The 21,331-nt window shown below is 72.3% G+C and carries 19 protein-coding genes; 14 read left to right on the top strand and 5 right to left on the bottom strand.

Going from position 1 to position 21,331, the window contains the following annotated elements:
* Positions 1-79: 79 nt before the first annotated feature.
* The 8 genes from ACZ5HG_RS16835 (at position 80) to ACZ5HG_RS16800 (ending at position 5,809) form a co-directional block, all read left to right on the top strand.
* Positions 80-499 (top strand): hypothetical protein, encoded by a 420-nt coding sequence (locus ACZ5HG_RS16835; RefSeq protein WP_464178438.1) that lies wholly within the window; start codon positions 80-82, stop codon positions 497-499.
* Between the two features lie 161 nt (positions 500-660).
* Positions 661-843, top strand: coding sequence for a hypothetical protein (locus tag ACZ5HG_RS16830; RefSeq protein WP_464178436.1), 183 nt, complete (start codon positions 661-663; stop codon positions 841-843).
* 34 nt (positions 844-877) lie between these two features.
* Complete coding sequence (locus ACZ5HG_RS16825) at positions 878-1,159, top strand: acylphosphatase (RefSeq protein WP_464178434.1); 282 nt, start codon at positions 878-880, stop codon at positions 1,157-1,159.
* A 99-nt stretch (positions 1,160-1,258) separates the two neighbouring features.
* On the top strand, positions 1,259-1,837 hold the full coding sequence (locus tag ACZ5HG_RS16820; protein WP_464178432.1) for an acyltransferase: 579 nt from the start codon (positions 1,259-1,261) through the stop codon (positions 1,835-1,837).
* 84 nt (positions 1,838-1,921) lie between these two features.
* Positions 1,922-2,773 (top strand): hypothetical protein, encoded by an 852-nt coding sequence (locus ACZ5HG_RS16815; RefSeq protein WP_464178430.1) that lies wholly within the window; start codon positions 1,922-1,924, stop codon positions 2,771-2,773.
* Positions 2,774-2,822: 49 nt separating this feature from the next.
* Positions 2,823-3,530 (top strand): alpha/beta fold hydrolase, encoded by a 708-nt coding sequence (locus ACZ5HG_RS16810; RefSeq protein WP_464178428.1) that lies wholly within the window; start codon positions 2,823-2,825, stop codon positions 3,528-3,530.
* Positions 3,531-3,698: 168 nt separating this feature from the next.
* The gene (locus ACZ5HG_RS16805; RefSeq protein ID WP_464178426.1) at positions 3,699-4,412 is read left to right on the top strand and encodes a LytR/AlgR family response regulator transcription factor; all 714 of its coding nucleotides are present in this window, start codon (positions 3,699-3,701) and stop codon (positions 4,410-4,412) included.
* Positions 4,409-5,809, top strand: a complete 1,401-nt coding sequence (locus ACZ5HG_RS16800) for an ATP-binding protein (RefSeq protein ID WP_464178424.1) — start codon at positions 4,409-4,411, stop codon at positions 5,807-5,809. Before ACZ5HG_RS16805 ends, ACZ5HG_RS16800 begins: the two co-directional genes overlap by 4 nt.
* 20 nt (positions 5,810-5,829) lie before the next feature.
* Here ACZ5HG_RS16800 and glf read toward each other — a convergent pair whose 3' ends face one another.
* The gene (glf, locus tag ACZ5HG_RS16795; RefSeq protein ID WP_464178422.1) at positions 5,830-7,014 is read right to left on the bottom strand and encodes a UDP-galactopyranose mutase; all 1,185 of its coding nucleotides are present in this window, start codon (positions 7,012-7,014) and stop codon (positions 5,830-5,832) included.
* Positions 7,015-7,370: 356 nt separating this feature from the next.
* Between glf and ACZ5HG_RS16790 the strand changes: the two genes are divergently transcribed.
* The 4 genes from ACZ5HG_RS16790 (at position 7,371) to ACZ5HG_RS16775 (ending at position 14,599) form a co-directional block, all read left to right on the top strand.
* The gene (locus ACZ5HG_RS16790) at positions 7,371-10,322 is read left to right on the top strand and encodes a glycoside hydrolase family 3 protein (RefSeq protein ID WP_464178419.1); all 2,952 of its coding nucleotides are present in this window, start codon (positions 7,371-7,373) and stop codon (positions 10,320-10,322) included.
* A gap of 98 nt (positions 10,323-10,420) precedes the next feature.
* A complete protein-coding gene (locus ACZ5HG_RS16785) occupies positions 10,421-12,862 on the top strand; it encodes a glycoside hydrolase family 3 C-terminal domain-containing protein (protein ID WP_464178417.1) in 2,442 nt (813 codons plus the stop codon).
* 55 nt (positions 12,863-12,917) lie between these two features.
* Positions 12,918-13,550 (top strand): hypothetical protein, encoded by a 633-nt coding sequence (locus ACZ5HG_RS16780; RefSeq protein ID WP_464178415.1) that lies wholly within the window; start codon positions 12,918-12,920, stop codon positions 13,548-13,550.
* A gap of 17 nt (positions 13,551-13,567) precedes the next feature.
* Positions 13,568-14,599 (top strand): glycosyltransferase family 2 protein, encoded by a 1,032-nt coding sequence (locus ACZ5HG_RS16775; RefSeq protein ID WP_464178413.1) that lies wholly within the window; start codon positions 13,568-13,570, stop codon positions 14,597-14,599.
* 17 nt (positions 14,600-14,616) lie between these two features.
* Here the strand turns inward: ACZ5HG_RS16775 and ACZ5HG_RS16770 are convergent, their stop codons facing one another.
* From ACZ5HG_RS16770 to ACZ5HG_RS16755, 4 genes are read right to left on the bottom strand one after another with little or no spacing between them, the layout of a single operon-like run.
* Positions 14,617-14,850, bottom strand: coding sequence for a hypothetical protein (locus ACZ5HG_RS16770; protein WP_464178411.1), 234 nt, complete (start codon positions 14,848-14,850; stop codon positions 14,617-14,619).
* Positions 14,831-15,565: a S24/S26 family peptidase gene (locus tag ACZ5HG_RS16765; protein WP_464178409.1), complete on the bottom strand. Its 735-nt coding sequence runs from the start codon at positions 15,563-15,565 to the stop codon at positions 14,831-14,833. Before ACZ5HG_RS16765 ends, ACZ5HG_RS16770 begins: the two co-directional genes overlap by 20 nt.
* A 19-nt stretch (positions 15,566-15,584) precedes the next feature.
* A complete protein-coding gene (locus tag ACZ5HG_RS16760; RefSeq protein WP_464178407.1) occupies positions 15,585-16,223 on the bottom strand; it encodes a hypothetical protein in 639 nt (212 codons plus the stop codon).
* Between the two features lie 46 nt (positions 16,224-16,269).
* Entirely contained in the window at positions 16,270-18,231 is a 1,962-nt protein-coding gene (locus ACZ5HG_RS16755) for a putative bifunctional diguanylate cyclase/phosphodiesterase (protein WP_464178405.1), read from the bottom strand.
* Between the two features lie 335 nt (positions 18,232-18,566).
* On the opposite strand from ACZ5HG_RS16755, the gene ACZ5HG_RS16750 reads away from it, so the two are divergent.
* Together ACZ5HG_RS16750 and ACZ5HG_RS16745 are read left to right on the top strand one after the other, a co-directional pair.
* Complete coding sequence (locus tag ACZ5HG_RS16750) at positions 18,567-19,232, top strand: PilZ domain-containing protein (protein WP_464178403.1); 666 nt, start codon at positions 18,567-18,569, stop codon at positions 19,230-19,232.
* Positions 19,233-19,314: 82 nt separating this feature from the next.
* Positions 19,315-21,219 carry a DEAD/DEAH box helicase gene (locus ACZ5HG_RS16745; protein WP_464178401.1) on the top strand — a complete coding sequence of 635 codons (1,905 nt, stop codon included), beginning with the start codon at positions 19,315-19,317 and terminating at the stop codon, positions 21,217-21,219.
* The last annotated feature ends 112 nt before the right edge of the window (positions 21,220-21,331 follow it).

The raw sequence follows: 21,331 nt of genomic DNA, 5'->3' as shown, positions 1-21,331 counted from the left end.
GCGCGCCCACGGCCTTCTCACCGGCGATCGGCACCGACGTCGACCGTTGCGCACCATCGACCCCCACCGGAGGATCACCATGCACACCCGCACCGCCCGTCCGCTGCTCGCCGCGATCGTCGGCCTGACCGTCGCCGCCCTGACCGCCTGCGGCTCCGGCGGGTCCACCGATGACACCGACACCGGCACCACCGGCTCCGGATCGGGCGGCTCGTCCGACGCCGCCGTCGAGACCGATCTGCGCGACGCCGCCGGGGCGGTGGACGAGGCGATGGCCGACTACCCGAACGCCGCCACGGTGGTGCTCTCGCCCACGGCCAGCGAGCGCTCCTTCGTCTACGGCTCCGTCGAGGTCCCGTTCACGCCCTCGGACGCCACCGAGGACCTCACCTCCTCGGTGACCGTCAGCGAGGGGAAGTACCGGATCAGCGGCACCTCCGCCGACTCGGGCACCACGTACACGATCGACCAGGACGGCGAGATCAGCGAGGAGTCCTGACCGCACCCCGCCCCTGACCCCACCGAGGGGTGCCGATCGGTCGCGGCGCCCCTCGGTGGTCTCTGCCGACCTGGCAGAACGCCCCCGCTGGCCCCGGTCGCCCCGCTAGCGTGAGCCGCGTCCGACGCACCGCGCCGGGCCGATGGCGACGGGGAGGTCCGATGGCGGAGCAGGACGACCGACGCGGGTTCTGGTCGCGGGTGCGTGGCGGGCTGCGCCGGGTCTGGGAGGCGTTCGACCTGCTCGACGGCCTGGTGACCCTCGGTCGTGGGCTGGTGCTGGTCGTCCGGGTGATCACCTGGCCGTTCCGGATCCTCAGCCGGCTGTTCGGCGATCTCTTCTGAGGCCCCGGCCGCCCCGCACGGGCACACTGGGTCGGTGACCGCTCGTCGTCTCGTCGTGCACGGCCGTGTCCAGGGCGTCGGCTACCGCGCCTCGCTGCGCGCGGAGGCGCTGCGGCTCGGGCTGGACGGGTGGGTGCGCAACCGCGAGGACGGCACCGTCGAGGCGGTCGTCGCCGGGTCGGCGGAGGGCGTCGACGCGCTGCTCGCCTGGGCGCGCACCGGCCCCCGGTTCGCCCGGGTCACCGCCGTGGACGTCCACGCCGTCGACCCCGCCGAGGAGCCCGCACCGGGTAGCGGCCTGCGCGTCACCGGCTGACACCCCGCTCGACCGGGGGATCGCCCGAACGGCGCATCCGTGGGTGAAAACGGGGCAAACCGGGCACACGGTCGACCGTCGAGGGCCACACTCGGCCGCGTGACGACCTCCCGCCGCCGCCAGCTCGTGATGCTGGCCGCCGCCTGGCCCGGACTGACCCCGAGCACGCGCGCGCGGGTGCTCCGAGCCGCCGGCGCACAGGTCGGCGCACGGGTCGAGGTCAGCCCCGGCTTCACCTTCGGCGGCATCGGCGCGCTCACGATCGACGACGACGTCTTCCTCAACCACGATGTCTACGTCGACACCGAGGCGCCGGTGCGGATCGGCGCCCGCACCCTGATCGGCGACCACGTCCGCCTGGTCACCGGCACGCACGACATCGGCGGCCCCGACCGGCGCGGCGGCACCCTGCGCAGCGCACCGGTCACCGTCGAGGAGGGCTGCTGGCTCGGCTCCGGGGTGACCGTGCTGCCCGGGGTCACCATCGGCCACGGCTGCGTGATCGGCGCCGGGTCGGTCGTCACCCGCGACTGCGCGCCCGACGGGCTGTACGTCGGCGTCCCCGCGCGCCGGGTGCGGGACCTGGGCGTGGGAGAGCCTGGCCCGGGGCTGGATCGCGCATCGACCGGTGCGTCGGTGGCGGTCGGGCTCGACCTGCGCGCACCGCTCGCGACCTGATCGGCGGGTCCGGGTCGAAATCTCCTGTCACGCGGGGTCGGTGCGATCCGCTCGGCTAGGCTCCCCGGGACCGAAGGGGGAGACGTGGTCGACGACCTGCCGCCGGTGGGCCGCCGGGTGCTGCGGCTCGCGGTCCCCGAGCGGACCCGCGCGGGCACGACGGGGCAGCAGGCCGGGCTGGTCGCCCTGCTCGTGCTGGTGCTCGCCCTCGTCGCCGGAGGGATCGTCGTCCTGATCGGCTCGGGCGGGTTCACCGGACTCGTGGTGGGCGGCACGGCAGCCGTGCTCGTCGGATCGGGCGCGACGTTCGTCGGCGTGCTGCTGCTCCGCCCCCGGGCCGGTCGGATCGAGGTGGAGACCGCGGAGGGGCGGCTGTGGCTGCCTCCGGTGCGCCCGATCGGCCTCCTGACGCTCCTCGCGCTCGTCGCCGCTGCGGCGATGGGACCGGCGGTCCTGCTGGGGCTCGTGGTCGACGGCGGGCTGCGTCTTCCCGCGCTCGCCTCGGTCGGGGCGCTCGTGGTGTCGGCAGGGATCGTGCCGGTGCTGGTCGCCGCCTTGCGCGGGGCGTGGGTCCTGCCACGGGTGGGCCTCGGCCCGGAGGACGTCCTGCGTGCGTCGGGGAAGGGCGTGCAGTCAGTCCCCTGGCAGGACGTCGTCGCGATCGACCTCGTCCACGACCCGGCTCCGAGGGTGCTGATCACTTCCCGCGAGGTCGTGCCGACCCGGTACCTGTCGCGGCCGTCCGGCCGTGACCGCCCGGCGGCGGGACCGCGCACCCGCCCCGACCAGCTGCCGATCCCGGTCCGGCTCCACGGCTCCGATCCCGAGCTGGTCGCGCGGCTGCTGCGGCACTACGCGCGCCACCCCGCCGACCGGCACGAGCTCGGGACGGGCGCGGCGGAGGACCGGCTCGCCCAGGGGCGGCTGACGGACTGACCCCGCAGGACCGGTGGCGGTGTGGGTGGGCGCGTCTACCGTCGGTCGCATGGACATCGTGCTGATCCCCGGGTTCTGGCTCCCGGCGTCCTCCTGGGCGCCCGTCACCGAGGCGCTGCGCGCCGCCGGTCACACCCCGCACCCCGTGACGCCGCTGGGTACGGGCGGGTCGGCGGACGAGGTCGCCTCGATCACCCTGGCCGACCAGGCCGCCGCGGTGGCGGAGACGATCGACGCCCTGGAGGGGCCGGTGGTGGTGGTCGGCCACTCGGGCGGCGGGGCGGTGGCGCACGCCGTCGCGGACGCGCGGCCGGAGCGGGTGGCGCGGGTGGTGTACGTGGACAGCGGGCCGCTCGGCGAGGGCGGCGTGGTGAACGACGAGCTGCCGGTCGAGGACGGCGTGGTGCCGATGCCGGAGCGCGGCCTGTTCGAGGACGAGGAGCTCGCCGGGCTCTCCGAGGAGCTGTGGGAGCGGCTGCGCGCGGACTCGCTGTCGGTGCCGCCGCTGGTCGCGGCCGGCCCGCAGCACCTGCACGACGAGCGGCGCTACGCGGTGCCGGTCACGATCATCACCTCGACCATGCCGGAGGCGGTGCTGCGCGACCTCATCGCCAAGGAGCACCCGTACGTCGCCGAGCTGGCGCGGATCGGGCAGGTGGACTACGTCGAGATCCCGACCGGGCACTGGCCGCAGTACAGCCGCCCGGACGACCTGGCCGCCGCGGTGGTGCGGGCGGTGGACGCCACGGTCGTGTGACCCGGGTGGTGCGGACGGTGCATGACGTGCCGTCCGCCGCTGGTTACCATGGCGGCCGCGTCGTGGGGCCCCGGGGGCACGCCCCGCCGTGCGGCCCCACGAACGAGGAGCCGTCCTCCGGTGCCCGGACCGTCCGCCGCACCGAGGTCGGCCGGCACGGAGAGCCACGTGATCAGGATCGGGATCGTCGAGGACGACCCGGCCAGCGCCCAGCTGCTGGTCGGCTACCTGCGCAGGTACGAGCAGGAGCACGACGAGACGTTCGAGGTGTCCACCTTCGCCGACGGCGCCGAGGTGGTCGCCGGGTACCGGCCGGACTACGACATCCTGCTGCTCGACATCGAGATGACCGAGATGGACGGCTTCACCACCGCGGAGCGGATCCGCCAGGTGGACCGGGACGTGATCATCGTGTTCATCACGAACATGTCGCAGTACGCGATCCGTGGGTACGAGGTGGACGCGCTGTCCTACGTGCTCAAGCCGGTGCCGTACTTCGCGTTCTCGCAGGAGATCAAGCGATCCCTGGAGCGGCTGCGCCGCCGCACGGTGGACTACCTGCTGCTGACGGTCGAGGGCGGGCTGGTGCGGGTGGACACCGCGCAGATCGTCTTCCTGGAGAGCGTGAAGCACCGGGTGGTCGTGCACACCGTGGACGGGAAGTACTCGGTGGTGGCCCCGCTCAAGGCGATGGAGGCCGAGCTCGAGGGCAAGCACTTCTTCCGCTCGAACAGCGGCTACCTGGTGAACCTGCGGCACGTGCTGGCGGTGCAGCAGTCCTCCTGCCTGATGGTCGGCGGCCACGACCTGCTGATCAGCCGCCCGCGCAAGAAGGCGTTCCTCGCGGCGCTGACGGACTACATGGGGGCGAGGCACGCATGACGCCCTTCGAGACCGCGCTGACGATCGTCCAGTCGCTGCCGGACATCCCGCGTCCGCTGACCGGGCTGGCCGAGTGGGGCGCCTGCCTGGTCTACCTGCTGCTGATCCCGCGCCGGGGCAGCGTGTGGCGCTTCGTGGCGGTGGCCGCGGCCGGGCTCGGCGTGCTGGTCGGGGCGCAGGTGCTCGCCGGGCAGCTGCCGCTGCGGCTGTGGGCGTTCGGGATGCTGCTGTCGGCGGCGTGCATGCTCGGGTTCATCCTGGTGGCGGCGCGGGTGTCGCTGCGGGACGCCGGGTACTTCGCCGCCCGGGCGCTGGTGCTGGCCGAGCTGGTCGCCGCCCTGCACTGGCAGGTGCACTGCTTCGTGTTCCTGCGGGACGACGGCGCCGGTCTGCCCTGGCAGCTGCTGCTGGGCGTGGCGATGTACGCGGCGTCCTTCGGGCTGGCGTCGCTGATCGAGGCCCGGCACTTCCGCCGCACGGCGCCGCTGGACGTGTCCTCGCGGGAGCTCGCCTCGGCGGTGGCCATCGCGCTGGTGACGTTCTTCATGAGCAACATCAGCTTCCTCAACGCGAACACGCCGTTCTCGGGGCGCCTCGGGCCGGAGATCTTCTACATCCGCACGCTGGTGGACCTGTGCGGCTTCGTCGCGCTGTACGCCCAGCAGGGGCAGCGGATGCAGCTGCACGCCAAGGCGGAGCTCAAGGCGATCGACGGGATCCTGCGCAGCCAGCACGAGCAGTACCTCCAGTCCAAGCGCAGCATCGAGATCGTCAACCGCAAGTACCACGACCTCAAGCACCAGATCGGCATCATCCGCGCGGAGGGCGACCCGGCGAAGAAGGCGTCCTACCTGGATGAGCTGGAGGCGAGCATCCGCGGGTACGAGGCGAGCAGCGACACCGGCTCCTCGGTGCTGGACGTGATCCTCACGACCAAGCAGATGGAGTGCGCGGAGCGGGGGATCGACCTGACCTGCGTGGTGGACGGCCAGCTGCTCGACTTCATGTCGGTGATGGACATCGCCGCGGTGTTCGGCAACGCGCTGGACAACGCGGTGGACGGCGTCATGCAGGTGCCGGACCCGGGCGAGCGGCTGATCAAGCTGGCGGTGTTCGCGCAGAACAACTTCGTGATGATCACCGTGGAGAACTACTTCACCGGTGATCTGCGCATGGAGGACGGCGCGATCGTCACGCGGCGGGCCGACCGGGACCGGCACGGCTACGGCCTCAAGAGCATCCGCTACACCGCGGAGAAGTACGGCGGCACGATGACCGTGCACGCGCAGGACTCCTGGTTCACGCTGCGGATCCTGCTGCCGGTGCCGCAGGGCCGTCCGCCGCGGCGTCGCCCGTCCCGCCCGGTGGTCGAGCGCACCCCGGCCGTCGAGGCCTGAGCAGCGGTCCCGGACCGGGATCAGACCCCGGCGCGCACCCCGGCGGTCGCACGGGTGCCGGCTCCGCGCAGCACGTCGCCCTGCGACCAGGCGGTCAGCGCCGAGGCGATGGCCATGTGCATGTCGAGGTACAGGTAGCTGCCGAGCCGTCCGCCGAAGGTGACGCCCGGCTCCTCGGCCTGCATCAGGCGGTAGGCGCGCAGCCGCTCGCGGTCCTGCGCCGTGCTCACCGGGTAGTACGGCTCGTCGGTGGGGTCGGCGGGCTGCGAGTACTCGCGCATGATCACCGTGCGGTCCGGTGCGTGCCGGTCCTCGCGCTCGGGGTGGAAGTGCCGGAACTCGTGGATCCGGGTGTACGGCACGTCGGCGTCGGCGTAGTTCATCACGCTGGTGCCCTGGAAGTCGCCGACCGGCAGCGTCTCGGTCTCCAGCCGCAGCGTGCGCCAGGACAGCGGGCCCGCCTCGTAGTCGAAGTACCGGTCGACCGGGCCGGTGTAGACGATCGGCACCTGCCCGCGCGCTGCCGCCTTGCCGTACGGCTCCGCGGGGTCGAGGAAGTCCGTGCCGAGCCGCACGTCGATCCGCGGGTGGGAGGCCATCTTCTCGAACCACGCGGTGTAGCCGTCGACCGGCAGGCCCTCGTAGGTGTCGGAGAAGTAGCGGTTCTCGTAGGTGTACCGGACCGGCAGGCGGGCGATCACCGAGGCGGGCAGCTCGCGGGGGTCGGTCTGCCACTGCTTGAGCGTGTAGTCGCGGATGAACGCCTCGTACAGCGGGCGCCCGATCAGCGAGATCGCCTTGTCCTCGAGGTTCGTCGCGTCGTCGCCGTGGATCTCGGCGGCCTGCTCGGCGATCAGCGCGCGGGCCTGCGCCGGGCCGAGGGCGGCGGAGAAGAACTGGTTGAGCGTGCCGAGGTTGATCGGCAGCGGGTACACGGTGCCGGCGTGGGTGGAGTAGACGCGGTGCCGGTAGCCGGTGAAGGCGGTGAAGTGCCGGACGTAGTCCCACACGCGTTCGTTCGAGGTGTGGAAGATGTGCGAGCCGTAGCGGTGCACCTCGATGCCGGTGCCGGCGTCGACCGAGGAGTAGGCGTTGCCGCCGATGTGCTCGCGCCGCTCCACCACGACGACGTCCAGCCCGGAGCGGGCCGCCTGCTCGGCGATCGTCAGGCCGTACAGGCCCGCGCCGACGACGAGCAGATCCATGGGGTACCTCCGGGAGGGTCGGCACGACCTCCTCCGGGCCCGCGCCGCGACGAGTGTAAGGGGCGGGCCTGCATGGGTCGTGACGTTCCTGCGAAGGGATGACGGAGCGACAGATCGTGCGTCGGAAACGACAGTTCATGCATCTGCGTGCGGAGGGGGAGAGCGGTCGCGTTCAGATGAGCGCGGGCCCGTGCGGCTCTCCTCGCCTGGATGCCAGTGACGTCAGAACGGGAGAAGCAGGGGCTGCGACCGCCACCTGATCCACCCGAGCCGTACCCTCACGGACCCGGGGCAGGGCAAGGTGACCCCCTCGTGCACGAAGGAGAGCTGTGAGCAGGAAAGCGGCAAAGAGGCCGATGACGAACAAGAAGTTCCTGGCCGTGTGGATCCCCGTCCTGAGCGTCATCACCGTGATCGCGGTGACCGCGAACATCCTGCTCGGGGTCTTCTCCAACTGGGTCGCCTCCCAGCTCGGCACCGGCACGTACACGGTGACGAACTCGGACGAGGCCAAGGACTGGGACACCACCTACAACGAGGCCGACTACGCCACCGCCGACGAGGCGGAGAGCGCTGCCGACCAGCTCGTGCAGGAGATCGCCGCCGAGGGCACCGTGCTCCTCAAGAACGAGGACGCCGCGCTGCCGCTGACCGGTGACGGCCTCAAGGTGACCCTGATGGGCCGCGCGGCGGCCGACCCGGTGTACGGCGGCTCGGGCTCCGGCTCGACCGACACCTCCACCGCGGTCGACATCCGCAAGGGCCTGGAGAACGCGGGCATCGAGGTCAACGACACGGTCTACACGCAGCTGGCGGACTTCGCGGCCGACGCCCCGAAGACCAACATCGTGATGGACCAGCCGAGCCAGTCGGTCTACAACATCGGCGAGATGCCGGCGGCGGACTACTCCGCCGACGCGGTCGCGTCCTTCGCGGACTACGCCGACGCCGCGGTGGTCGTCATCGGCCGTGCGGGTGGCGAGGGCGGCGACCTGGCCACCTCCATGGAGGGCTGGGACGACAACTACGAGGCCGGGCAGCACCAGCTCGAGCTGAACAAGGACGAGAAGGACACCATCGCGCTCGCGGCGGCGAACTTCGACACCGTGATCGTGGTCGTCAACGCCTCCACCAGCATGGAGCTCGGCACCGTGCAGGACGACGCCGGCGTGGACGCCGTGCTCCAGGTCGGCTCGCCCGGCCAGAGCGGCTTCAACGCCCTGGGCAAGATCCTGACCGGTGAGGTCAACCCCTCCGGTCGCACGGTGGACATCTACTCGCGCGACTTCACCGCCGACCCGACCTTCGTGAACGTCGGGAACTTCCAGTACTCGAACATCTCCGGCCTGTGGGCCGACGGTGCGCGCGGCGTGGACGGCAACGGCTACTTCGTCCAGTACGAGGAGGGCATCTACGTCGGCTACCGGTACTACGAGACCGCGGCCGTCGAGGGCTTCCTCGACTACGACCAGGCCGTCGTGTACCCCTTCGGCTACGGCCTGAGCTACACCTCCTTCGACTGGGCCGTCGGCGACGTCGAGCTCGGTGCGGTGGACGGCCAGATCTCCGTGCCGGTCGAGGTCACCAACTCCGGTGACGTCGCGGGCAAGGACGTCGTGGAGCTCTACTACTCCGCGCCATACACCGAGGGCGGCATCGAGAAGTCGTCGGTCGTGCTCGGCGCCTTCGCCAAGACCGGCGTGATCGAGCCCGGAGCCTCCGAGACCGTGACCCTGACGTTCGACGTCGAGGACATGGCCTCCTACGACGAGAAGGACGCCCAGGCCTACGTGCTGGACGCGGGCGACTACGTCATCACCGCGCAGACCGACTCGCACACCGTGAAGGCCGGCACCGAGCCGATCACCTACACGGTGGACGACACGATCACCTACTCCGGTGACAACCACCGCGCGTCCGACGAGACCGAGGTCACCAACCAGTTCGACGACGTTTCCGCGATGTTCTCGGACACCCCGGAGGAGGGCAAGGCCATCCGCATGTCGCGGGCGGACTTCGCCGGCACCTTCCCGACCGCGCCGACCGACGCGGACAAGGTCGCCACCGACGAGATCGTCGCGGCCTTCGGCGAGTACGACGCGACGGCCGCCGCCGAGGCGTCCGACGCCGAGATGCCGACCCAGGGCGTCGAGGGCGACCTCACGCTGGTCGACATGCGCGGCCTGGACTACGACGACCCGCAGTGGGACGCGCTGCTCGACCAGATCAGCGTGGACGAGATGACCAACGTCATCCTCAACGGCGCGTACAACACCGGGGCGATCGACTCGATCGTCAAGGAGGTCACCGGTGACTACGACGGCCCGGCCGGCTTCAGCTCGTTCATCAACGACGCGATCTCCGGCGTGGCCTACCCGTCCGAGGTGCTGCTCGGCCAGACCTGGAACGTCGACCTCGCCCGTGACATGGGTATGTCGATCGGCAACGAGGCGCTGACCCTGAACGCCAACGGCTGGTACGCCCCCGCGGTGAACCTGCACCGCTCGCCGTTCGCGGGCCGCAACTTCGAGTACTACTCGGAGGACCCGGTGCTGTCCGGCGACCTGGCGGCCAACGTCATCTCCGGTGCCGCGTCGAAGGGCGTGTACTCCTACGTCAAGCACTTCGCGATGAACGACCAGGAGACCAACCGCGTCAACAACGGTGTGGCCACCTGGGCCGACGAGCAGACGATCCGTGAGGTCTACCTCAAGGCCTTCGAGATCGCGCTGAAGGACGGCTCCGCCGAGATGCGCTACATCTCGGACGACCAGGGCACCGTCTCCACCACCGAGGTGGGCGCCACCGCGGTCATGAGCTCCTTCAACCGGATCGGCTCCACCTGGGCCGGCGGTTCCGAGGCGCTGATGACCAACGTCCTGCGGGACGAGTGGGGCTTCCGCGGCATCGTGATCACCGACTTCAACCTGTACGGGTACATGTACCCCGACCAGGGCATCATGGCCGGCTCGGACCTCATGCTGACGTTCCAGCCGTCGAAGTCGCTCGCCGACACCACCTCTGCGGAGGCGGTCTCGAACATCCGCAAGTCGACCCACAACATCCTGTTCGCGGTCGCCAACTCCAACGCGATGAACGGCATCGCCTCGGGTGCGGAGCTCAGCTACACCCCGCCGACGTGGCGGTACGTGCAGGTCGCCGTGGACGTGGTCCTCGGTCTGGCCCTGATCGCGGGCGTCCTGCTGGTGGTCCGCCGGGTGCGCAAGCACGCCGGTGACCCCACGGACACCCCGGAGGACGGCGGTTCCGCCTCGGCGGACGAGCCGGAGGCCGCGCCGGCCGTCTGAGCCGGATCGCCTGATCTGCCCAGGACCCCATCGGGTCCGACCCACCGGTCCCCGGCCGGCTCGCACCGTCGAGCCGGCCGGGGCACCCGGACCGGAGCGTGAGGAACACCGAAGTGCCCAACCCGATGATCGAGAAGCTCACCCTGCTCGAGAAGGCCGCGCTGATCAGCGGCAAGAACGTCTGGCAGACGCGCGACGTCCCCCGGGTGGGCCTGCGTTCCATCTCCCTCGCGGACGGTCCGCACGGCCTGCGCAAGCAGGTCGGCTCCGGCGACCACCTGGGCCTCAACGCCTCGGTGCCCGCCACCTGCTTCCCCACGGCGGCCACGGTCGCCTCCTCCTGGGACACCGCCCTCGCCGAGCAGGTCGGCGAGGCGCTGGGGACCGAGGCCGCGGCGCTGGACGTCGACGTGCTGCTCGGCCCGGGCTTGAACATCAAGCGCAGCCCGCTCGGCGGCCGCAGCTTCGAGTACTTCTCCGAGGACCCGTACCTGGCCGGCAAGCTCGCCGCCGGGTACGTCCGGGGCATCCAGTCGCGCGGCGTCGCGGCCTGCCCCAAGCACTTCGCCGCCAACAGCCAGGAGCTGCGGCGGATGGTGAACGACTCCGTGGTGGACGAGCGCACGCTGCGCGAGCTCTACCTGACGGCCTTCGAGATCGTGGTGCGCGAGGCGCACCCCCGCACGATCATGTCGGCGTACAACCTGGTCAACGGCGTCTACGCCCACGAGGACCCCTTCCTGCTGCAGCAGGTGCTGCGCACCGAGTGGGGCTTCGACGGCGCGGTGGTCTCCGACTGGGGCGGCAGCAACGACGTGACCGAGGCCGTGCGGCGCGGCGGCACCCTGGAGATGCCCGCGCCCGGCCTGGACTCCGCCCGGCAGATCGTCGCCGCCGTGCAGCGGGGCGACCTGGACGAGGCCGACCTGGACGCCCGGGTGGACGAGCTGCTCACGCTGATCGAGCAGGCCCGCGAGCCCGGGACCGCCCCCGCCGTGGACGCCGACGCGCACCACGCGCTCGCCCGCCGGGTCGCCGAGCAGTCCGCGGTGCTGCTGAAGAACGAGGGCGGGATCCTGCCGCTCGCCACCGGCACCCGTGTCGCGCTGATCGGCGACTTCGCCCAGACCCCGCGCTACCAGGGCGCCGGCTCCTCCGTGGTCAACCCGACCCGGCTGGACACCACCCTGGACCGGATCGGTGCCAGCGGCCTGAGCATGACCGCCTTCGCCCAGGGCTTCCGCCGGGACGGCGTGGCCGACGAGGCGCTGCTGCGCGAGGCCGTCGCCGCCGCGCGGGACGCCGACGTGGTGCTGGTCTACCTCGGGCTGGACGAGCTCAGCGAGTCCGAGGGTCTGGACCGCTCGCACCTCGCCCTGGCCGCCAACCAGGTCGCCCTGCTGGACGCGCTGGCCGAGGTCACGCAGGACGTCGTCGTGGTGCTCAGCGCCGGGGCCGTCGTCGAGCTGCCGTGGATCGACCGCTGCCGCGCCCTGGTGCACGGCTACCTGTCCGGCCAGGCCGGCGCCGACGCGCTGCTCAACGTGCTCACCGGCGTGGTCAACCCCTCCGGCCGGCTCGCCGAGTCCTACCCGGTGCGCGGCGAGGACGTCCCGGCGTACCCGTACTTCCCGGGGCGCGAGCGCACCTCGGAGTACCGCGAGGGCCTGTACGTCGGCTACCGCTACTACGCGACCGCCGGCGTGCCGGTGGCCTTCCCGTTCGGCTTCGGCCTGTCGTACACCACCTTCGCCTACGCGGACCTGGTGGCGACGCCGGAGCAGGTCACGTTCACCGTGACGAACACCGGCGACCGCGCCGGTGCCGAGGTCGCGCAGGTCTACGTCGGCCGGGTGGCAGGCGGCGTGCACGGCCCGGCGCGCGAGCTCAAGGGCTTCGCCAAGGTGCACCTGGAGGCCGGCGAGTCGACCACCGTGACGATCGCGCTGGACGACAAGGCCTTCCGCCACTTCGACGTCGCGTCGGACGCCTGGCAGGTCGAGACCGGCACCCGGTCGATCCAGGTCGGTGCCTCCGTCGAGGACATCCGGCTCACCGCCGAGGTCACCGTCACCGGCACGATCGCGCCGACGCCGGACACCGGCCTGGACCACTACCGCGCCGTCGACGTGCACCACGTCCCCGACGAGGAGTTCGCCCGCCTGCTCGGCCACCCGATCCCCGCGGGCACCTGGTCCGGCCCGCTCGGCCTGAACGACGCCCTCGGCCGCATGGGCACCGCCCGCAGCCCGCTGGCGCGCCTGATCCACCGGTTCATGGCCTGGCAGCTCACCCAGGCGGAGAAGAAGGGCAAGCCCGACCTGGACGCCCTGTTCCGCTACAACATGCCGTTCCGCGCCGTCTCCAAGATGAGCAACGGGATGGCCTCGCAGCAGATGGCGGAGGACATCGTCACCCTCGCCAACGGCCGCACCCTGGTCGGCCTCGGCCGGATCGTCCGGGACTTCTTCCGGAACCGCCGGGCCAACCGCCGCACCCTCACGGACCTGGCGTCGGGCACCACGCCCCCGCAGCGCTGACCACGACGTCAGCGCCCGCCGTCCCCGCCCCTCGGTAGTAGTGGAGAGAGATCGCATGTTCACCCGCCTGCGCGCCTGGTGGCGCTCGTTCGCCGAGAAGCGTCCCGGGATCGCCCAGTTCCTGGTGTTCTTCGTGCTGTCGAACGGGATCACGGTGCTCCAGCTGGCGCTGATGCCGGCGATCAAGTGGGTCTTCGGCATGACGGGCCTGGTGGACACCGCGTTCCAGGTCTGGCCGATCGGCTCGAACCCGGACGGGTCGCAGTACTTCGTGTTCGACTACGCCGCCGGTGCGCTGCCCACGGGCGGTGGCGGTCTGGCGTACTTCCTCGCGGTGCAGATCACGCTGCTGATCGCCCAGGTGATCAACTTCTTCGCCCAGCGGAACATCACCTTCAAGTCGAACTCGTCGGTGGGCAAGGCCGCCGCCTGGTACGCCATCGCCTACGTCGTCATCACCCTGATCGCGGCCGCCGCCCAGGGGCTGTACAAGACGCCTGTGTACGATCTCTTCATCGACAGCTGGGGCCTGGGTGGGACCGGTGAGACCCTGGCCGACGTCGTGACGATGATCATCAACTCGGCGATCTCGTTCTGGGTGTTCTTCCCGATCTTCAAGGTCATCTTCAAGAACACCCCCGAGTCCGAGCAGGATCCCGAGGTCGAGCGCGCCGCGCACGCCGGATGAGTCGAGAGGTGCGCGCCGTGGGCATCGAGCCCGTGCTGTCCGTCGTCGTCCCGAGCTACAACGCCGAGGACTACCTGCGGCGCTGCCTCGACTCGCTGGTGGGGGCAGGGCCGGACGTCGAGGTCCTGGTGATCGACGACGGGTCCACCGACGGCACCGCCGCCCTGGCCCAGGAGTACGCCGACCGGCATCCCGAGATCCGGGTGATCAGCAAGAAGAACGGTGGGCACGGCTCGGCGATCAACACCGGCCTGGACCACGCCCGCGGCGCCTACCTCAAGGTCGTGGACGCCGACGACTGGCTGGACCGCCCCGCGCTGACCGCCGTGCTCGCCACCCTGCGCGGCTTCCTCGCCGAGGGCACCGGGGTCGACCTGCTGGTGTCGAACTTCGTCTACGAGAAGGTCGGCAAGAAGACCAAGACCGCGGTCCGCTACGACGGCGCCCTGCCGATCGGGCGCGTCATCGGCTGGGACCGCACCCGGCGGTTCGGCAAGCGCCAGTACCTGATGATGCACGCGCTGACGTACCGCACGCAGGTGCTGCGCGACGCCGGGCTGCGGCTGCCCGAGCACACCTTCTACGTCGACAGCCTCTACGCCTTCGTGCCGCTGACCCACGTGCGCACGCTGTTCTACCTCGACGTGGACCTGTACCGGTACTACATCGGGCGTGAGGACCAGTCCGTGCAGGAGGCCGTCATGCTGCGGCGCCTGGACCAGCAGCTCCGGGTCAACTGGCTGATGATGCGGCACGTGCACCAGGTCCGGCAGGGCCCCGCCGTCGACCGGCGCCTGCACGCCTACCTGCTGCACTACTTCGCGATCATCTGCGCGGTGTCCTCGATCCTGCTGATCCGCTCCGGCACCGAGGCCAGCCTCGCCGAGAAGGAACGGCTCTGGGCCGAGCTGCGCGCCGAGGACCCGCGGCTGTACCGCGCCGTGCGGTGGAGCGCGCTGGGCCAGCTCACCAACCTGCCCGGGCGCACCGGGCGGCGGGTGTCGGTGCTGGCGTACCGCGTGGCGAAGCGGGCCATCGGCTTCAGCTGAGCCCGGACGGCGCGCGGTCAGCCCGAGGTCGACGGGGAGGGGCTCGGCGACGGGCTCGCGGTCGGGGCGATCGAGATCGAGATCGTCACGCTGTCCGTGCTCTCGAACCCCGCGGAGGTCGACCCGGCGATCGTGAGGCCGAGCAGCGGGCCGCCGACGGCCAGCGCGAGCAGCACCGCCCCGAGGACGAGCCGTCCCCAGGCGCCCACGCCGTCGCGGCGGCCGGCGTGCTCAGCCGAGGAGGAGGGCATCGTCGTGCTTCTGCTGCGCGGCGCGGTCGCGCTCGCCGGAGGCGCCGCGTGCCCGACGGTCCGTGACCAGCGACATGATCTCCAGCACGGCCAGCGCGAGCAGCGGCGGGCCGAGCATGACCAGGCGGCCCTGCGCGGACCCGGCCCAGTCGAGCACCCAGCCCCAGCGCGGGTAGACGTTGAGCACGATGCCGCGCACCTGGGAGAGCGGGGTGGCGTCCGGGTCGGGGTCGGCGTTGGCGTCGCCCTTGGTGAAGATGTACGGCCGCTCGATCACCTTGCCGGTCTCCGGGTCGACCGTGGGGACCATCCGGCCGGTCTCGGTGTCCTGCTGCATCACCGGCAGGTTGCGCAGCGCGACGATCCGGTGCGTGACGAGCTGGTCGGAGCCGACCGGCCAGAACGAGGCCACCTGCCCGACGCGGAGCTGCGAGGGGTCGTCGATCCGGCGCATGACCACGGCGTCCCCGGCGTCGAAGGCACCCTCCTGCGAGCCGGACATGGACCCGGAGGTGACGACGAGCAGCCGCTGGCCGTTGGCCTGGAACCACAGCGGGACGGCCAGCGACCCGGCGTACGCGAGCCCGCACACCACGATCACCGTCCACAGCGCGGAGGTGGTGATGCGGCGGGGGAGGGACGCCCGGGGTCTGTGGCGCGGGCGCTCGGGCTGGGTGGCCCGGCGCTCGACCGGTGGGGACGTCCTCCTGCTCATCGCGGCGGGGTTCCCGGCGCTACGACCCGTGCGGGTTGTCGGGGTCCTGGACCGCGGCGAAGCTCAGGGCCAGGTCGGCGGCGGAGTCCTGGAACTCGGTGGCGAGCTCGGCGGGCAGCGACACCTGCACGCAGAGCGTCTCGGTGGCACCGGCGATCAGCCGGCGGTCCGCGGCGATCTCGCCGGAGCTGAGCGAGGGCACGGTGCTGAGCGGGGTCAGCGCGGCCACCCCGTCGGCGGTGCACGCCGCGTCGGAGGTCACCTGGAAGAGCGACAGGCCGATCTGCGCGGACAGCGGCTTGATCGAGCCGCCGGTCGGGGTCGCGCGGTCGGTGGCCGTGTAGGACAGGTCGTAGGCCAGGGCCAGCGACCCGGCGTTGTTCACCGTGACCGGGCTGAACACCGAGTCGCCGGGGGCGAGGTTGCCCGAGGGCAGGGTGAACGCGACGCTCTCGCCGGCCTCGATGTCGACGGTGCCGGTGATGATGCCGGTGCGTCCGGTGTCGTCCTGGTCGGTGAAGACCGCGGAGGTCACCAGGGAGGTCATGCCGAGCCCGGCCATGCCGAGGATCGCCACGGTGCCGATCAGCCGTCGGCGGCGCGCGGGGTCACGCCGCGGCGGCGGCGGGGTGATCATCTCGCGGAGCAGCTCGTCCATCGCAGGGTCGTCCTCGCGGGTGAGTCGAAACCGGTCGTATCGGAGGTTATCGGTCGTCGGGCTGACCGGCTTGAGGTGAAGTGCCCGATTCTCGGGTGACGGGTGTGACAGGTTGTCGTGACCTGCTGCTACGGGGCAGGTCCTCGGGCCGCAGCCGGGCCGCCGGGACGGCGCGGGAGTACAGGTAGCCCTGCGCCTGGTCCACCGTGAGCCGGCGCAGCGCCTCCGCGGTGCCGTCGTCCTCCACGCCCTCGGCGACGACCTCCAGGCCGAAGGAGTGCGCGAGGTCGACCATCGCCTTGACCACGACCTCCGACCCCCGGCGCCCGTCCGCCCCGAGGTCGGCCACGAACAGCCGGTCGATCTTGAGCCCGTGCACCGGGAGGTCGCGCAGCTGGGAGATCGAGGTGTTGCCGATCCCGAAGTCGTCGATCGACACCCGCACGCCGGTGTCGCCGAGCCGCTGGAGCACCGGGACGACGCGGGACGGATCGGTGACCAGCGCGGTCTCGGTGATCTCGACCTCGAGCAGCGCGGGCGGCACGTCGTAGCGGGCCAGCAGCCCCTCGATCACCTCGACCACCGCCGGGGAGGTCACGTCGTGCGCCGACAGGTTGACCGCCACCGGCACCGGCTCGCCGCCCTCGTCCCGCCAGGCGGCCAGCTGGGCCACGCACACCCCGAGGGCGTACCGGGTGAGGTCGTGGATCAGGCCGGACTGCTCGGCGAGCGGCACGAACAGGTCGGGCGGCAGCATCCCGCGGGTGGGGTGCCGCCAGCGCATCAGCGCCTCCAGGCCGACGGTGCGGCCGGTGCGCAGGTCGATCTTCGGCTGGTAGTGCAGCTCGAGCTCGTCCTCCACGCTGAGCGCGCGGTGCAGATCGCCGAGCAGCACCAGGCGGGCGGGCGAGGAGTCGTCCTCCTCCGGGGAGTAGACCGAGACGCCGAGCCGGTGGGTCTTGGCGGTGTACATGGCGACGTCGGCCATCCGCATCAGCGAGGACGCGTCGTCGGCGTGGTCCGGCAGGCAGGCGACGCCGATCGAGGTGTCGACGTGCAGCGCCAGGTCGCCGAGCATGAACGGCGGCACGAACAGCTGGCGCACCCGGCGGGCCGCGGCGTCGGCGTCGGCCACCGAGCGCACGTCCGGCAGCAGGATCGCGAACTCGTCGCCGCCGAGCCGGGCCACCATGTCGTCCTCGCGCAGCGCGCCGCGCAGCCGGGCGGCCACCTGCTCCAGCAGCTCGTCGCCGCGGTCGTGGCCGAGGGAGTCGTTGATGTCCTTGAACCGGTCGACGTCCAGCAGCGCCAGGCCGACGGTGGACCCGGTCTCGGTGTGCTCGGCGATGGCGCGGCCGAGCCGGTCGGCGAGCATCCGGCGGTTCGGCAGGCCGGTCAGCGAGTCGAGCAGCGCCAGGCGCGCGTTCTCCAGCGCCGAGGACTGCAACCGGCGCGAGGCGTTCCACACGGTGCGGAACAGCAGCAGCCAGAGGATCACCAGCCCGCCGGCGACCACCAGGCTCACCGTGCGCACCGCGGAGTTCACCGCCTGCGTGGTCCCGGAGTAGTCGAGCATCACCTCGGCGGCGCCGACCACGGTGCCGTCGTGGTCGATCGGGACGTAGACGTCGAGCAGGGTGCTCTCGGTGCCGCCGAACTCGTCGCCGCGCACCTCGGTGACGACCTCGGCGTCCGGCTCCTGCTGGCGGACGGCGGCGTCGAGGCGGTCGCCGTCGGCGAACCCGGTGGCGTCGGAGCGGGAGTCGAACAGCAGCGTGCCGTCGACGGTCCACAGCCGCAGGCGCTGGAGATCGGTGAACCCGGAGACCTGCATGGCGACGGACTGCACGGTCGTGGGGTCGAGCACCCCGATCGTGTACGCCTCCTCGGGCACCGGCGCGGTGGCGTAGGCCTCGATGCTCTGCGCCAGCCCGATGCCGTCCGATCGCGCCTGGTCGGACATGACGCGCGACGTCACCCACACCAGCGCGACCCCGAGGATGAGCATGGCGACGACGCTGACGACGGCGAAGTACCGGGTCAGGGGCCAGCGTCGTCGTGCGGTTGCCAGCGGGGACCTCGCGAGTTCGCAGGGCAGGGACTGCTCGCGGGTGCGCGCGGTCTGGGGCCGAGACTAGGTGTGAGATGCCGGAAAAGGCGAGAATCCTCCCTTCCTGGGCGTTTCGCCTGGTTTGTCGGACATGGTGGGCTCAGGGCCGACCGAGTGACGCCGGGGTGAACTCTGCGCCCCGGGGCCCGCGGCAGCCGTCCAGATCGCTCCCCGTGCGCGTTCGCAGCGGTAGTCTCCCTGCGCCCCCTGCCCCCCGTCCGGATGGATGCCCCATGCACGAGCTGGCACTGTGCACCGTCGAGATCGACGGGGCCGCCGTGCTGCACGGGTACGTCCGCACCTTCGAGGACGGCGTGCTGTGGATGGGCACCGAGGGCATCGTGCGCGGGGTCCCGGAGGACGCGCACGCCCGGCTGGTCGTGCTGGACGACGTGCGGGGCGAGTGCGTCTACGTGGGCGACGTCGCTCGGGTCACCGCCGACACCGTGGCCTTCACCGGCGTCGAGCTGCTGTCCACCGTGCAGAAGCGCGCCGTCGCCCGCGTCTCGGTCACCGTGGAGTGCGAGGGCTTCGCCCGGGTGCCGTGGACCGCCGAGCACGCCGCCGAGGGCGCTGCGCCGGCCGAGAACGTCGAGGAGGACGGGCGGGAGCACAGCGACGAGTTCGCGCTGCGCTTCACCCTGCTCGATGTCTCCGCGCACGGGATGCGTATGATGAGTCAGACCGAGCTGCCCCCCGGCAGCACGATCAGGTTCGTCTTCCCCGAGCTGTCGGACGCGTTCTGGCTGCAGGCGGTCGTCGTCCGCGCCCAGCCCTCGCGCACCGGGTCGCACTACGGCTGCCGGTTCGTGGAGACCTCCCCGCGGGAGACGGACGAGCTGTTCCGCTACGTGCTGCGGACGCAGGGCGCCCAGCGCCGCCAGCAGATGCTCGCCTGACTGAGCCGCCGGCGCCGGGATCCCGTCGCCGTCGCGCACGTGGTGCGGACGCACCCTCCAACGCCGGAAAGGCGCCTTCGACATGCCCAGCTTCACCGACCTCGGTGTGCCGGCCGCCCTCGTGCGGTCCCTCGCCCAGCGCGAGATCACCGAGCCCTTCCCGATCCAGACCGCGACCCTGCCGGACACCCTGGCCGGTCGCGACGTCCTCGGCCGTGGCCGCACCGGCTCCGGCAAGACCCTCGCGTTCTCGCTGCCGATGGTGGCCCGCCTCGCGGCCTCCGGCACCCGCCGCGCCCCGGCACGCCCGCGCGCGCTGGTGCTCGCGCCCACCCGCGAGCTCGCCACCCAGATCCACGCCACCGTGGAGCCGCTGGCCACCGCCCTCGGCCTGACCAGCACCACGATCTTCGGCGGCGTCGCGCAGAGCCGGCAGGTCACGGCCCTCAACGGCGGCATCGACGTGCTCGTCGCCTGCCCCGGCCGCCTGGAGGACCTGATCCGCCAGGGCCTGTGCTCGCTGGAGGGCGTTGAGATCACCGTGCTCGACGAGGCTGACCACATGGCCGATCTCGGCTTCCTGCCCGTGGTGCGCCGGCTGCTCGACCGCACGCCCAAGGTCGGCCAGCGCATGCTGTTCTCCGCCACCCTGGACAACGGCGTCGACACGCTGGTCAAGCGGTACCTGCATCAGCCGCTGACACACTCGGTCGACCCCGGCGAGGCCGCCGTCACCACCATGACCCACCACGTGCTGGTGGTCTCCGACGCCGAGAGCAAGCGCGAGGTCGTGCGCGAGCTCGCCTCCGGCACCGGCCGCCGCGTGCTGTTCACCCGCACCAAGCACCAGGCCAAGAAGCTCGCCAAGCAGCTCACCGCCGACGGCATCCCCGCGGTGGAGCTCCAGGGCAACCTCGGCCAGGCCGCGCGCGAGCGCAACCTCGCCGCCTTCACCTCCGGCGACGTCAAGGTGCTCGTCGCCACCGACATCGCCGCCCGCGGCATCCACGTGGACGACGTCGAGCTCGTCGTGCACGTCGACCCGCCGGCCGAGCACAAGGCCTACCTGCACCGCTCCGGGCGCACCGCCCGTGCCGGCTCCGGCGGCGACGTGGTGACCGTGCAGCTGCCCGAGCAGGCCGGCGACGTGCGGGACCTCACCCGCAAGGCGCGCATCACCGTCACCCCGCAGCGGGTGGCCCCCGGCTCGCCGGTGATCGCCGCGCTGGTCGGCGAGGTCGCGGCGCACGTGGAGCCGGTGGTCGTGGCCGCTCCGGCGGCGTCGGGCGGCGGCGGTCGTGGGCGTGGACGTGGCGGCGCGGGTGCGGCCGGCGGCGCGTCGGGTGCGGCGGGTGCGGCCGGGACGGGGCGTGGACGCGGGCGTGGACGTGGCGGCCGCGGGGCCGGCGCGGGCGTCGGCTCGGGCTCCGGCGAGCAGGGCGCGGGCGGTCGCGGCGCGGCTGCTGAGGGTGCCGGTTCCGGCCGTGGTGGGCGTGGGCCGGGTGCCGGCGGGCGCGATGCGGGTGCGCGTGGCGGTGCGGGCGCGGGCGTCGGCTCGGGCTCCGGCGAGCAGGGCGCGGGCGGTCGCGGCGCGGCTGCTGAGGGTGCCGGTTCCGGCCGTGGTGGGCGTGGGCCGGGTGCCGGCGGGCGCGATGCGGGTGCGCGTGGCGGTGCGGGCGCGGGCGGTGCGGGCGCGGGCGGTGCGCAGGCCGGTGGCGGCCGGCGTCGTGGCCGTGGTGGCGCCGGCGGTGCCGGTGGGTCCGCGGGCGGTCGTGGCGCGGGTGCGTCCGGCGGTCGTGGCGGCGCCCCGGTGGTCGGCGGCTCGACCGTGCGCTGGTCCTCCGGCGGCGACAGCCCGTCCTCGTCGCTCGGTGGCGGGGCCCGCGGTGGCTCCGGCGCGGGTGCGGGTGCGGGTGCGTCCGGTGGGCGGCAGCGCTCCGGCGGATCCCGCCGGGCCACCCGCCCCGCCGCCGCCCCGCGCGGCTGACACCCGCGCGCGGCTGACACACCCCCGCGCGCTCACGCTCACCCGCGCACCCCTGCCCCGCTCCTGCGCTCGCGCGCTTCCGCCGAGTTCGGTGGTTCGTGCGAGAAAACAG

This window comes from Cellulomonas sp. GTC20042 (assembly GCF_055389595.1).
The sequence above is the reverse complement of the archived record's forward strand: the minus strand, read 5'-3'. Positions and strand labels throughout refer to the sequence as shown.